The following is a 13,805-nucleotide window of genomic DNA, read 5'->3' as shown; positions in this document are numbered from 1 at the left end:
GATTAAGGTCACAACTATATTCAATATTAAATATTACAAATAATCATGCGAGCGCCGCATAGCTGGTATTTGGCAACTGTGGTAAAACAGCCAGCAAACCGGCAGTAAAAATCAGCGCAAGTATAGGCAACAGATGCCATTGGAACGTAGACGAGAATGCAAATCCAATCCAAGATCCAGTAGTAGCACCAATCGCAAACGCAAGGCGCGCCCAACCAGAAAACTTAGCGAGCGCACTTCCTTTGAACAGAATCTGACGCGCAACAATAATCGGCTCCACCAACAACATTCCACCAATCGATTCAAGGAAGAATGCAACCCACATTATTGGCAAAAGACTACTAAACATAAAGCAATAAGCAAGCAAGCTCACAACAATTCCTAAAACCGCTATTTTTCTTAAACCGAGTTTTTGAGACGAATGCGCATATAAAACGGACGCAAGCACGCTTCCTACGCCACTGAAAATATACAGTATTGTTAAGGATTTAGAGCCATATTGCTTACCAAGACCAAGAAGAATATAAGAAACAGAGCATGCAGGAATAAAAGCAACCAAAAGAGATCCGGCAAGAAGCATGATTTTACTCTTGAGCGATGGATTCGCAGATTTCTTAATAGTAGATTGATTATCTGCAGATTTGGAATCTGCTTTATTTTCCAGTTCCGTTTGCTTTTCTTGATTTTCTTGCGATTCATTCTCTACATCTTGCGACGCTTCCTCTTCTACGCAAGACGCTTGCGAAATATCTTGTTTCATAATAAATCGCGTAGCACAAGCCGCAAAAGAAGTCACGGACGAGAAAATCAAAACCGCAGGAATTGACCAGCTTGCAATCCAAGATCCAAGCGGAGAGCCGAGCAAGGTTCCTGTAACACTCGCCAAAACGCTTACAATGCCGCTGTAGTTTACAATCATGCCGTCATTGCCGCCGGCAGCATCAACCTCGAAAACTTCGCTAGCGATATCAATCACTTGCCCGGTAATCAACAATGCGCAAGAAAGAGCTACAAGCGACCACTTCCAAGCTGGAGAGCCAAGCATAAGAAGCGGCAGCAAACTGAGCACGCCTTCTACGCCTTCAGTCATAGCAAGAGCGCGAAAACCGCCAAGCTTATCAACAATCCAACCAGAGCATGGCGAAAGAAAATCGGCAACCGTCATAAAAGTCTTACGAAAACCAATCACCCAAGCCGGCAAGCCAACAATAATAATCGAAGGCAAAACCGAGCCTTCATACGCCTGATTGCCGAGCATAGAAAAACAAAAGCCAACAAGCGCCCATCGCAATGCCGGACTAATAGATCTCATACGAATAAAAATATTATCTTTGCTAAAAATCGTCTTCACAGCAACTAACTCTCCCCTAAAAAACTTTTTCAAAATAATGCAAACTTACATAACTACTCGCATGATTACTTGCAAATTGCTATCCAACTTAAATAATTCACTACAAACTACACAAATCCAATAGCTTATTTGACAAATTTGATAACACTATACTCTCGTTTAAAAAAAAAGCAAAATTTGCATCTAAAGCCCTGAGAAACCATCCTAAAACTACTACAAGTTTCTCCACTAGCAATCACAAATAAGAGACTTGATAATACTCAGTCTCACCTTGTCTAGTAGGCGTCCAAGACAATTGTAAACAGAGAGTTGTTAATTTTTTTGTTTGCTAATTTTTTGTTCAATAATTTTATCGGTAAATGCCTTTAAAAATTCTTTAGAATTACTCCAGCCTACGCCATTGTTTAATCCCGAGAAATCAAAACCAGATATTTCATCTAAAGCTTTACTACAAACCCATTCATACATTCCAGCCTCTTTGCTTTTATATATTATTAGGAACAATGGTTTCATTGCTTTTTTACCCAACGACACAACACTCTTGTATTGTTTAGAATATATTACATCGTTATACCATTGTCCTGTCAGCCAATGGTATTTATCTTTGATCCCCTTTTCACCAATCTCATCGCATAGATTTTGTAATTGTTTAGCCACATATGTGAGAACCTTTTCATCTATGTTTTTTATGAGCAAAGTTTCATCAACACCATTTTTACTTACCTCTTTCCAGTCAACATCTTCATTATTTTCTGAGTGTTTTTCATTCCTTGCAGACTTTTTATTTTCTGTTTTTACTTCTCTATTATTATCGCTAAAACTATTTTGATTCTTACAACCTGAAATAAGTGACATAATGCAAACTACCACAGTCAAAAAAGCATAATGCTTGATATGCTTCATTTATGCCTCCTCTACAACTTAATCTTTACCTAATTGCAGCTACGATTATCATGTTCAATCTTCACTCTGTTATTCACTATCATCTGCCCAATATTCATTCATCTCGTAGTACAAATCATCTTTGAGTCTAATAAAACTGACGGGATGTAAATTATGGACAAAGAATGCATATATGCAATCTACAAAATAATTGTAGCTAAAAATCATCCGATAATCCACAGGATCTTATTTCCATACATAAACAGATGCATAGGCAAAATAAGTGCACTTTTTAACGATAGAAAGGCTATCGTTAAAAGGTTTAAGATTGGCTTGATAACTTGATTTTTGAGCATAAAAACATCTTAGAAGCACCCCTAGGCTGGATTTTCAACATTCCAAATGCTCACATTCTTTCGTCTTTTACGGAGCCGAAGCTTAAAGCAAAAGGACTTGAATACTATCTTATTAGGAATGAGAGAATCCCTGAGCTTGCCATTTATTCATTTGATTCAGGTGAACGTTTTGAGCCTGATTTCTTGCTCTTTATTCGTGAGAAAGAGTATGAGGATGTTAAAACATATCAAGCATATGTTGAGCCTAAAGGTAGTCAACTTTTATTTGAAGATGAGTGGAAAGAAAAATTCTTAGGGCAGATTAAAAACAACTACAAGATTAACGATATTCTAGGAAGAGGATACAAGATTATAGGTCTTCCATTCTTTAATCAAGAAAACAGAATGTCTGAATTCGACAAAGTACTAAACAATTTAGTATCAAAATTATAGTGAGGTAATGAACTACAACATTTGTTCAGCGATTACCCAATCACAAATTTGCGACACACCATAAGACGTATTACAGATTACGAAAATAATAAGAAATTTTCGAAAAAATATATGTTGTTATAACATTTAGCAAAAAATTTTCTTTTAGAGCACCCCCCCCCCCGTAGGAAATTTTACAGTCTAAACTAATTTAAAACTGAAAAATATCATGAAAAATAACAAAAAATGATAGAATTTTAAATAGACCCATTTAAATAGAGAGTTTTATTACTGGCATTGGAGAGATTTGTCATAGAATTCGTTCTATTTATTTAAAAATTCATTAAAGATTAGGGAAAATTAAGGAGATTGTTATGACTACCGCTAATCCTTCAAAACATACATCATCATCAAAATCTTCTAGAAAGCGTTCTGCACACAAAGTACACACACTTCCGTTAGCAACAATGGCTGCTTTGTTGACAGCAGCAACCTGCTTAGGCGGACAACCTGCCATGGCTGTTCCAACAACCACAATTCCTACACCAACGTACACTTCAACAGCTAAAAAGCTTACGAATAGCACAGGTTCTGTGTATCAAGATCGTGAATATGTTCCACTAGGCGACAAGGAACCTTGGTTGCAGTATCCAAATATTCTTGAATTCAGAAGATTACGCGGTAGAAACAGCAATGCAACAGAAATAAAATCAGACGAGGAAGGATCTGATTCTTCTTGGAAAACCGTTAATGATAAAACAGCTATGTATGCGCATGTGGAAACACGTGGCAACTCTGACTATCTTGTTTTCGATGTTTTCTTCAACAACAATGCTGAGTCAATGGTATCTAAATCTAACAAGCAATGGTACTTATGGCAGGTACCATATGCAATTGCAGACTTGGATCAAAATGGACTATATAAATCTGATACAGTCACTAATCTTAGATACGATGCGTACAGACCGAAAACCAAAGGTCACATTCTGTCGCAAGATCCAGAAGCTTTTGAGAAAGATAATTCCCTATCATTCTCTGTACCTAACATGAGACAAACTGATCAGCATTTTGGCAAAGATGGTTATGCTCTTTATCAGGTAGGTATAGGACTTAATCCTGGTAATAAACTTTATGACGATTTAGATCAAATCTTCCATGGAAACGGAAATGAATCTCTTATTAGTCGAATGGCTGGAGATCAAGCAACGTATGCTTTTTATAATGGTTCGCAGTATAACAAAAATTACGGTTTGGGTATAACAGTTGCTAAACCGTATGACAATGTTGCGTATCATATGCATGCAGAATTAAAGCTTCGTCCAGGAGCCATTAATAAAAACGCAGACAATTATAACGACAAGTATGCAAACATTCAAAACGCATGGACATGGGCAAACAGCGGTTCTTGGGGAGCAACTACAAGTTCTGCATACACGGTTATTTCTGGTAGAGATCCAGACAATGATGAAGACAAAGATGATAAGTTAAAGCGCAATAAAACCGACAGCACAGCGCCAAAAATTTATTACAATGGCACTGAAATAACTGACAACCAGACCATTGAACTCAAGGAAGGCGATAAACTAAGCTTCACTACCACCGATGACAAGGGTTATATTGAGAAGTTTAGCATTTCTGGTTTAACGGACACTCCTATAACCAAGCAAGGCGCTGGAAGCAAAAGTAATCCGCTTTCATCAGACAGCATCACTGTTACTAAAAAAATGAGTGGCAAGGAAGTAATTATTACTTCCGAGGATGGCTCTGGCAACGTCACAACGCGCAAGATTAAAGTCAAAGTTGCTAAAAAGACAAAACTTGCTAAAGAACATCCTCTTACCGGTAAAACCATTGATACTACCGTTGGTGGAACATTACCGCAATTGACAGAAATCGACAAACTTGTCGACATTACAGACGGAGGCAAGCTTAAAGAGAAGCCATCCTTAAAGTGGAACGGCACTGCTCCAAACACTAAGACAGTTGGCGTATTTACCTCTAGTATTAAGGGAACATACTCCGATAATTCCACGAGTATAACAAAAGTAACCATCAATGTTAAACCACAGAAGCCAGTTATCGACACTGATCTGACTAATCTTGCTGGAAAGAAAGGGCAGAAAGTAACAGTATCTGTTGGAAGCGGCATTCCTGAGGGCACTACTACAACAGTTAAACTGTTTGATAAAGATAACAAGGAAATCGGCTCTACTACAACAATTAAGAATGGTAAAGCGGAGATTACTGTTGATGGTGAAATTCCTGCGGGCGACGTATATGCAACAACGACTGTAAAGAAGCCTGATGAACAGACTCCTAAAGTAACAATTCAAGGATTTGAACTAACTTCAGAAAAAAGTGAGAAAAAACAAGCTACTGCGCCTAAGGATACTCAAAACCCAACAATTACTGCTACTGCCGATTCATTGTCTGTAGCAGTTGGGCAAGATCTGAAGATTCACATTGTTGCTAAAGATGATGTGAAGGTTGAAGAAGTACCTAATGCACAAGCTTTGATGCAAGGTTTAGGTCTTGAACTTAACGAACTCTCATCTCGAATAAAATCAAGTCAAACAACTAATACTGATAAAGAAAAGGATTTTGATCTTACAGTTAAGAATATGCAACCGAAGGAAGTTGGCACACATACTATAACCTTCACGGTAAAAGACTCGGCAGGAAAAACCGGCACCGCAAAGCTAACCATAACCGTGAAACCAGCTGTTCCAACCGTCAAACCTCAAGACAATGGTTCCGTTGACGTAACACCAGCAGCCGGTACTGATACTCTGGAAATCACTTATACGCCAGAAGGTGAAACCAACGAGAAGACCATCACTGTCAAGAAAGGCAATGACGGCAAGTGGAAGATTGATGGAAACACTCCAGAAGGCGTAACCGTTGACGAAACCACTGGTAAAGTCACTATTCCAGCAAACAAAATCAAAGACAATAGTGATGTAAAAGCTAAAGATAAGAAGGGTAACAACACTTCCGACGAAGCCACTGGTAAAGCCGGAAACAACCCAACTACTCCAGAAACTAAACCAGCTGCTCCAACCGTCACTGTCCCAACAAGCGGAAAAGATCAAGGCTCAGCCACGATCACACCAGCAGCCGGTACTGATACTCTGGAAATCACTTATACGCCAGAAGGTGAAACCAACGAGAAGACCATCACTGTCAAGAAAGGCAATGACGGCAAGTGGAAGATTGATGGAAACACTCCAGAAGGCGTAACCGTTGACGAAACCACTGGTAAAGTCACTATTCCAGCAAACAAAATCAAAGACAATAGTGATGTAAAAGCTAAAGATAAGAAGGGTAACAACACTTCCGACGAAGCCACTGGTAAAGCCGGAAACAACCCAACTACTCCAGAAACTAAACCAGCTGCTCCAACCGTCACTGTCCCAACAAGCGGAAAAGATCAAGGCTCAGCCACGATCACACCAGCAGCCGGTACTGATACTCTGGAAATCACTTATACGCCAGAAGGTGAAACCAACGAGAAGACCATCACTGTCAAGAAAGGCAATGACGGCAAGTGGAAGATTGATGGAAACACTCCAGAAGGCGTAACCGTTGACGAAACCACTGGTAAAGTCACTATTCCAGCAAACAAAATCAAAGACAATAGTGATGTAAAAGCTAAAGATAAGAAGGGTAACAACACTTCCGACGAAGCCACTGGTAAAGCCGGAAACAACCCAACTACTCCAGAAACTAAACCAGCTGCTCCAACCGTCACTGTCCCAACAAGCGGAAAAGATCAAGGCTCAGCCACGATCACACCAGCAGCCGGTACTGATACTCTGGAAATCACTTATACGCCAGAAGGTGAAACCAACGAGAAGACCATCACTGTCAAGAAAGGCAATGACGGCAAGTGGAAGATTGATGGAAACACTCCAGAAGGCGTAACCGTTGACGAAACCACTGGTAAAGTCACTATTCCAGCAAACAAAATCAAAGACAATAGTGATGTAAAAGCTAAAGATAAGAAGGGTAACAACACTTCCGACGAAGCCACTGGTAAAGCCGGAAACAACCCAACTACTCCAGAAACTAAACCAGCTGCTCCAACCGTCACTGTCCCAACAAGCGGAAAAGATCAAGGCTCAGCCACGATCACACCAGCAGCCGGTACTGATACTCTGGAAATCACTTATACGCCAGAAGGTGAAACCAACGAGAAGACCATCACTGTCAAGAAAGGCAATGACGGCAAGTGGAAGATTGATGGAAACACTCCAGAAGGCGTAACCGTTGACGAAACCACTGGTAAAGTCACTATTCCAGCAAACAAAATCAAAGACAATAGTGATGTAAAAGCTAAAGATAAGAAGGGTAACAACACTTCCGACGAAGCCACTGGTAAAGCCGGAAACAACCCAACTACTCCAGAAACTAAACCAGCTGCTCCAACCGTCACTGTCCCAACAAGCGGAAAAGATCAAGGCTCAGCCACGATCACACCAGCAGCCGGTACTGATACTCTGGAAATCACTTATACGCCAGAAGGTGAAACCAACGAGAAGACCATCACTGTCAAGAAAGGCAATGACGGCAAGTGGAAGATTGATGGAAACACTCCAGAAGGCGTAACCGTTGACGAAACCACTGGTAAAGTCACTATTCCAGCAAACAAAATCAAAGACAATAGTGATGTAAAAGCTAAAGATAAGAAGGGTAACAACACTTCCGACGAAGCCACTGGTAAAGCCGGAAACAACCCAACTACTCCAGAAACTAAACCAGCTGCTCCAACCGTCACTGTCCCAACAAGCGGAAAAGATCAAGGCTCAGCCACGATCACACCAGCAGCCGGTACTGATACTCTGGAAATCACTTATACGCCAGAAGGTGAAACCAACGAGAAGACCATCACTGTCAAGAAAGGCAATGACGGCAAGTGGAAGATTGATGGAAACACTCCAGAAGGCGTAACCGTTGACGAAACCACTGGTAAAGTCACTATTCCAGCAAACAAAATCAAAGACAATAGTGATGTAAAAGCTAAAGATAAGAAGGGTAACAACACTTCCGACGAAGCCACTGGTAAAGCCGGAAACAACCCAACTACTCCAGAAACTAAACCAGCTGCTCCAACCGTCACTGTCCCAACAAGCGGAAAAGATCAAGGCTCAGCCACGATCACACCAGCAGCCGGTACTGATACTCTGGAAATCACTTATACGCCAGAAGGTGAAACCAACGAGAAGACCATCACTGTCAAGAAAGGCAATGACGGCAAGTGGAAGATTGATGGAAACACTCCAGAAGGCGTAACCGTTGACGAAACCACTGGTAAAGTCACTATTCCAGCAAACAAAATCAAAGACAATAGTGATGTAAAAGCTAAAGATAAGAAGGGTAACAACACTTCCGACGAAGCCACTGGTAAAGCCGGAAACAACAACGGAAATTCTGGTTCTGATTCCGGTTCTGGTTCTGATTCAGGTAACGATTCCACGTCTAATAATGGCGGTTCAGATAGCGGATCTACTACTGGTGGTAGCAGCTCTACAGATTCCGGCGCTCAAAATAGCACCAATGAATCAAGTAGCACTGATAATGCTAACAACGCTGGTAACGCTGAAACCGGTAATGCTGGCAACGGCAAAGCTGGTAATACATCCACTGGCGCTTCAGGTTCCAACGCATCTACTAAGTCCGGCAACAAGGTTCCTGCAAAGCATTCGTCCCAATTAGTAAAGACTGGTACTGAAGTGGAACGAGTAGGATTGATCAGCGCAATGATTGGTGTACTGGGAGCTGCAGCAGCATTCTTCTCTCGCAAGAAGAATCGCGAGTAAAAAAGTTCACCTACAAAATTAAACAAAAGTAAACTAATAATTGAAAATAATTAGAAAAAGGAGCTGAGCCACAAACCCAGCTCCTTTTTCTATATCGCTGCTCACTTACACATATAAACTCTTGTATTGTGATTCAAAACATATCTTATTTAAGAAGAACCATCTTTGAATATATTCAAATAAGCGATAATAAAATCAATAAAAACAATTTTGACAGAATTGCAATATAAAAATTGTTCTTAAACAACATTTCCGCACATAAACAGATGGGTGCAAAGTGTGTGCACTTTTTAACGATAGAAAGGCTATCGTTAAAAGGTTTAAGATTGGCTTGATAACCTCACTCAATAATCAATATGCCTCTAGTATTACCCACCCCCTATACCCGCTAATAAAATCCTTATTTAATTAACTAAATCCCATATTTATCAGCTAAAACCCTATATTTGTTAAAGTACCTTTACGTCGTTGAATCGCCACACCAACATTCCATATGATCACACCGACAATTGCCCACAACGCACCAACAATAAGAATCACAAGTAGCGATACGTCAACATTTACAGAACCATCAACTATGCTACGAGATGCTTGAGTAACATGAGTTACTGGAATCACGTATAACACGTATTGCATCATCTTAGGAAATACGCTAATTGGAGCAATCACACCACAAACAATAGGAAGTATTGCACTAAGCGCGTTAGAAATAGTATAAACATCATTCATCATCATGCTTATAGCAGCTATAGCGATACCAAATCCCGTAGAAGCAACAGGAACAATAAGGAACAACAGCATCAACGCACTCATATTAATCATCAAGAAAGCACTCGGGCTTACTACAAGCATTGTTATGAACAAAGTCACAGCATCACTCACTAAAGAAATAGTCACGAGCGCAATAATACGACCGAACCATAATGGTAATGCAACTTTCGCGCTTGTAAGCACGAATGGTGTTGTGCCTTCAAAACGATCCCATGCTAGTGCTTCTGACACAGTCATACTTGTGGAAATAGAACACGCACCCATCACAGCAGCAAGAGTTGAAGCAATCAAACTATGATTAAAACCAGCGCTAGTCGCTACACTAGCTGCTCCATTGAATCCTCCGCTTACAGCTCCAGCTAGAAAAACGTATAAGAACGTGGATAAAAGAGGCTCAATAATCATACGAATAACAGCAGTATTCCAACTATTTAAGCTAGGTATACTCTGTATACTCACTCTTGCACCAGTTCGTATACTAGATAACACGCTCACGTGACCATACTGTGAATATTGATTATATTGATGCAATCTAGCGTACTTACTATTTTGAATAATTTTATTTCGCATAGCTTCAACCTGATTATTATTTCGTATCATATTATGTTCAAACTTCCATTAAGCGTTGCAAGTCGAATAGCATGACGTAACATAAAACCTGCAATAACAAGCAAAACGCTAGATAATACAACACATAACACAATCGCTAACACAGTAGTAGCATTAAACGATTGCGCATGAGCCACCCACACTGCAGACGTAAGCGGATGAATAAACGCAATAACGCGAACTGGCAATGACATTGATTCTACAGGGATTACTATTCCGCAAAGCATCCATACAGGAATTAAAATCAAACCTTCATAAACTGTAGCTTTACGGCATAATACAAAAATTCCAGATAATAATGCAGCAGAAGCTACGCAAGCAAGCATAGAAAGTAAGTATCCAACTAACTGCGTGAATGTTATCATAAAGAACCCATAGCAGAAAACAGCCACGGTAATAATCGCAAGCGGCATACCAATGCACCCAAGTAAAGCTGCGGATCCTACAATGGGAAGAAACACTGCAGCAGGTGAGATGACACTTAAAGTTAAATATTGTAATGTTCCTAAATAACGCTGGTATCCAATAATTCCAACAGCAGTAGTTGTAGCAGACCATAATCCAGCTATAGAAGAATCAACCCAAATATTATTAAGACAATTAGCACAATTATGAGAAAAACCATAGTAGGCAACAATTTTCATCAACGCAAAACATACTGGAGCAAGTATCGCATTTTGCAAGAAAAACGTTGTTTTCGCTAAACTTTTAAGCTGAAACCACATGCCACGAATCACAGAAGCGTATGAACGAGTAGAAGTATTCATATTAAGCCTCCTACTTACTTAATGGGAGTGAGGACGGCGAAGAAGACGGCGTAGCAGCAGAAGTAGAAGTAGAAGTATTTGATGCAGAAATATTATCATTTTGCACAATAGCAAGATACGTTTCTTCCAAACTTGCAACGCGATCACCTAAACGCGTAATCCCATCAACAGGAATTTTAATATTTCGTTCTTGAGATACTGTTTTGCTCCACGCGATAGTAATATTTAACACTCCATGCGATTCAAAAACATCACACCACAACACTCCATCAAGTTTTTGCAATTCTTCCTTAACACTAGGAGTTCCGCTTGATAGTTCACCGTCATACGCGTACATTGTTACATGATCAATATGCTGTAAAGAAGCCAACTGCTGAACACTTCCCTGAGCGATAATATTACCGTGATTTATTACAGCAACAGTATCAGCTAATTTTTCAGCCTCACTCATCTCATGCGTAGTTAGCAAAATCGCTATTCCTTGATCTCGTAAAGCATGAATAATTTCACGTACTTTCCTAGCATTTTCAGGATCCAAACCAGTGGTAGGCTCATCTAAAAGCATAAGATCCGTTCTAGCAACCAGCGATCGAGCAATATGCAATCGCTGCCACATTCCCCTTGAAAAAGTTTGAACAGCATCATGAGCTTTATCAAGTAAATCAACTTGCTCAAGAGCATCATGAATACGCTTACCTTGCTCCCTATATGGAACAGCGGAAAGATCCGCAAAATAACGAAGATTATCTAATGCACTTAACCTTTGATAAAATCCTCGCTCACCTCCAAGAAGTAACGACACGTGCTTACGTGCTTCTCGAGGATTACTCACAGCATCAATACTGGCAATACGAACACTACCACTATCAGGAGCTAACAACGTACCAACAATTTTCACAGTAGTTGTTTTACCTGCACCATTCGGACCAAGCAAGCAAAATATTTCACCAGAATGAATATCAAAAGATACGTTATGTAAAACTTGGCGAGTTGTTTTCTTATGACCGAATCCACGAGAATAAGATCTTGTTACATTATCAATACGCAATATTAAGTTGCTAGTTGACTGCTTATTATTGTTATCGCGACTATCAGTTGCGTTTTCTATATTATTATTCATTATTATTGCTTCGTTCTTACTTGTTATTAAAGCTTAATTCTTACTGTTATTGAATAAATTTCAACAATGAAAATCAGTTAGATAAAAAGATAACGCTTGCTTACAAGAAACGATAAGAACGCGCAAAAACATGCAAAAAACGTGTAAAAACCAACGCGCACGTGCAAACATAATGACAAACATCATGTGCAATGCGTGTTTAATACTGCTAAAGAATATGTATCTTAAGCTGTTTTATGTGCTTTTATATGCCTTTCAAACCGTTCTTAAGACTAGCGATCATTTGGGCAGTCATAGCGCAACACCTCATAAACTTAAATGTGCTTTACGTGGAAAATTATATGAGCATTACGTCAAAAACTCAAATATAAGCAACCACAAAACATTTGTTTAACATTTGCAATACATTATAAGTAGTTGGAAGCAATAATATGTCTAAAACTGCAAACATCAACATACGTATTGAACCAAGTGTAAAACAAAGTGCTGAAGACTTATTTGGCAGCTTCGGAATTTCCGTCACTGATGCTATCAATATTTTCTTACGAACTTCCATAATGGAAGGCGGTTTCCCATTCATAATTAAGCAGCCACAATATAACACTGAATCACTGGCTGCTATGGAAGAAGCTAGAAGAATTTCCAGAGACCCTAACGTACCATCGTATTCCTCTATGGAAGACCTTAAGAAAGCGTTGTTGCAAGACTGATGTACAACGTTAAGTTCACGAATGCCACATCAAGGCAGACTGGTTACTTGTTTATTTACTAGAGGATGATATTCTCACATTCACATTCGCACTTTTAGTAACTGCCATATCAACCAACCTCCATACACACACCATAAAATACTGTATCGCATATTGCAACACATTTGCACGAATGGGATTTTTTGACTGTCATACACGATTTTTATGTTCGCATTACTACATCAGATAGCACGATCAAGCACCGTGATGGTAGGAAGCCCCGCTTATTTTCTCGTTTGAGTTTGAACATAAAAATAGCAGATAAAGGGAAGGAAATGAATTTACACCAAAGTGAGGGCTTAATCGCTAACAGCATGCTCGCAATATAAAAATTGCAAATAACGTTCTCATTGCATAACTTTTTCGCAATTTGTTATCTAAGTCGCAGTAGCTGGGATAGTACAGAAGAATTACGTCAAGCTATTCATACTTATATTGATTTTTACAACAATCACAGAATTAAAATGGGGCTTAAAAGACAATTATGGAACATCGTGCTATGGTTGCACAAAATGTCTAAAAATTGTCCTAAGCCCCTTTTGTTTTCAATGTCAAGTAATGCTGAATGTTAAGCTTTTTTAGCTTAATAACAGCGAGTTTTCCGTGGTATTTCAACGATAACTCGGGTTTTTAGACACACTTTTTTGCCGCTTATCCTCAAAAATGGTTCCTTCATTAGGCAACGACATCGTTGTCATCAAAGCAAGCATGAACATAAGCGGACCGAGCGCATTCCCATACGTTTTGAACATCACACCAAAATCATGGCCGAATACCACCATCGACAAGTAAAGGAACATAAAATTCACAGCTGTAAACAGAACCAACTTCAGCACGAACATAAGAACCTTGTACATAAGAATATTCTCCTCACTTACTCCACAGAGTCGCACACCAAATAGGTTTAATACTCATTCTATCCAATAATTTTTTGCCATACAATTGTTGTTGTTATTTTTGATAACACATA

The 13,805-nt window shown here is 39.5% G+C and carries 10 protein-coding genes; 4 read left to right on the top strand and 6 right to left on the bottom strand.

Annotated elements, in window-relative coordinates; genetic code table 11:
- Positions 1–43: 43 nt before the first annotated feature.
- Together HXT47_RS03085 and HXT47_RS03080 are read right to left on the bottom strand one after the other, a co-directional pair.
- Positions 44–1,351, bottom strand: a complete 1,308-nt coding sequence (locus HXT47_RS03085; protein ID WP_421789342.1) for an MFS transporter — start codon at positions 1,349–1,351, stop codon at positions 44–46.
- A 312-nt stretch (positions 1,352–1,663) separates the two neighbouring features.
- A complete protein-coding gene (locus tag HXT47_RS03080; RefSeq protein WP_004107190.1) occupies positions 1,664–2,254 on the bottom strand; it encodes a hypothetical protein in 591 nt (196 codons plus the stop codon).
- Between the two features lie 320 nt (positions 2,255–2,574).
- Between HXT47_RS03080 and HXT47_RS03075 the strand changes: the two genes are divergently transcribed.
- Together HXT47_RS03075 and HXT47_RS03070 are read left to right on the top strand one after the other, a co-directional pair.
- Entirely contained in the window at positions 2,575–3,021 is a 447-nt protein-coding gene (locus tag HXT47_RS03075; RefSeq protein WP_064340707.1) for a hypothetical protein, read from the top strand.
- A gap of 353 nt (positions 3,022–3,374) precedes the next feature.
- A complete protein-coding gene (locus tag HXT47_RS03070; RefSeq protein ID WP_421789340.1) occupies positions 3,375–8,819 on the top strand; it encodes a hypothetical protein in 5,445 nt (1,814 codons plus the stop codon).
- Between the two features lie 432 nt (positions 8,820–9,251).
- On the opposite strand, the gene HXT47_RS03065 is transcribed toward HXT47_RS03070, so the two are convergent.
- Genes HXT47_RS03065 through HXT47_RS03055 form a run of 3 tightly spaced genes read right to left on the bottom strand, consistent with a single transcriptional unit; the run spans position 9,252 to position 12,086 of the window.
- Positions 9,252–10,190 (bottom strand): ABC transporter permease, encoded by a 939-nt coding sequence (locus HXT47_RS03065; protein ID WP_421789338.1) that lies wholly within the window; start codon positions 10,188–10,190, stop codon positions 9,252–9,254.
- Complete coding sequence (locus HXT47_RS03060) at positions 10,187–10,966, bottom strand: ABC transporter (protein ID WP_421776904.1); 780 nt, start codon at positions 10,964–10,966, stop codon at positions 10,187–10,189. Before HXT47_RS03060 ends, HXT47_RS03065 begins: the two co-directional genes overlap by 4 nt.
- Before the next feature lie 10 nt (positions 10,967–10,976).
- Positions 10,977–12,086 carry an ABC transporter ATP-binding protein gene (locus HXT47_RS03055; protein WP_421789336.1) on the bottom strand — a complete coding sequence of 370 codons (1,110 nt, stop codon included), beginning with the start codon at positions 12,084–12,086 and terminating at the stop codon, positions 10,977–10,979.
- Between the two features lie 431 nt (positions 12,087–12,517).
- Here HXT47_RS03055 and HXT47_RS03050 point away from each other — a divergent pair, with 431 nt between their 5' ends.
- A complete protein-coding gene (locus tag HXT47_RS03050) occupies positions 12,518–12,796 on the top strand; it encodes a type II toxin-antitoxin system RelB/DinJ family antitoxin (RefSeq protein ID WP_032842270.1) in 279 nt (92 codons plus the stop codon).
- Between the two features lie 371 nt (positions 12,797–13,167).
- Positions 13,168–13,407, top strand: a complete 240-nt coding sequence (locus HXT47_RS03045; RefSeq protein ID WP_407645748.1) for an IS3 family transposase — start codon at positions 13,168–13,170, stop codon at positions 13,405–13,407.
- A gap of 39 nt (positions 13,408–13,446) precedes the next feature.
- Here the strand turns inward: HXT47_RS03045 and HXT47_RS03040 are convergent, their stop codons facing one another.
- Positions 13,447–13,692, bottom strand: coding sequence for a hypothetical protein (locus HXT47_RS03040; protein ID WP_004573997.1), 246 nt, complete (start codon positions 13,690–13,692; stop codon positions 13,447–13,449).
- Between the last annotated feature and the right edge of the window lie 113 nt (positions 13,693–13,805).

Source organism: Gardnerella sp. DNF01205, from assembly GCF_049244135.1.
GTDB lineage: Bacteria > Actinomycetota > Actinomycetes > Actinomycetales > Bifidobacteriaceae > Bifidobacterium > Bifidobacterium leopoldii.
Note: the sequence above shows the minus strand (reverse complement) of the source record. Positions and strands in the feature narration are given on the sequence as shown.

Coding starts and splice junctions, on each gene's coding strand:
- HXT47_RS03080 (WP_004107190.1), bottom strand. CDS start 2,254: ATGAAGCATATCAAGCATTATGCTTTTTTGACTGTGGTAGTTTGCATT.
- HXT47_RS03070 (WP_421789340.1), top strand. CDS start 3,375: ATGACTACCGCTAATCCTTCAAAACATACATCATCATCAAAATCTTCT.
- HXT47_RS03065 (WP_421789338.1), bottom strand. CDS start 10,190: ATGATACGAAATAATAATCAGGTTGAAGCTATGCGAAATAAAATTATT.
- HXT47_RS03060 (WP_421776904.1), bottom strand. CDS start 10,966: ATGAATACTTCTACTCGTTCATACGCTTCTGTGATTCGTGGCATGTGG.
- HXT47_RS03055 (WP_421789336.1), bottom strand. CDS start 12,086: ATGAATAATAATATAGAAAACGCAACTGATAGTCGCGATAACAATAAT.
- HXT47_RS03050 (WP_032842270.1), top strand. CDS start 12,518: ATGTCTAAAACTGCAAACATCAACATACGTATTGAACCAAGTGTAAAA.
- HXT47_RS03040 (WP_004573997.1), bottom strand. CDS start 13,692: ATGTACAAGGTTCTTATGTTCGTGCTGAAGTTGGTTCTGTTTACAGCT.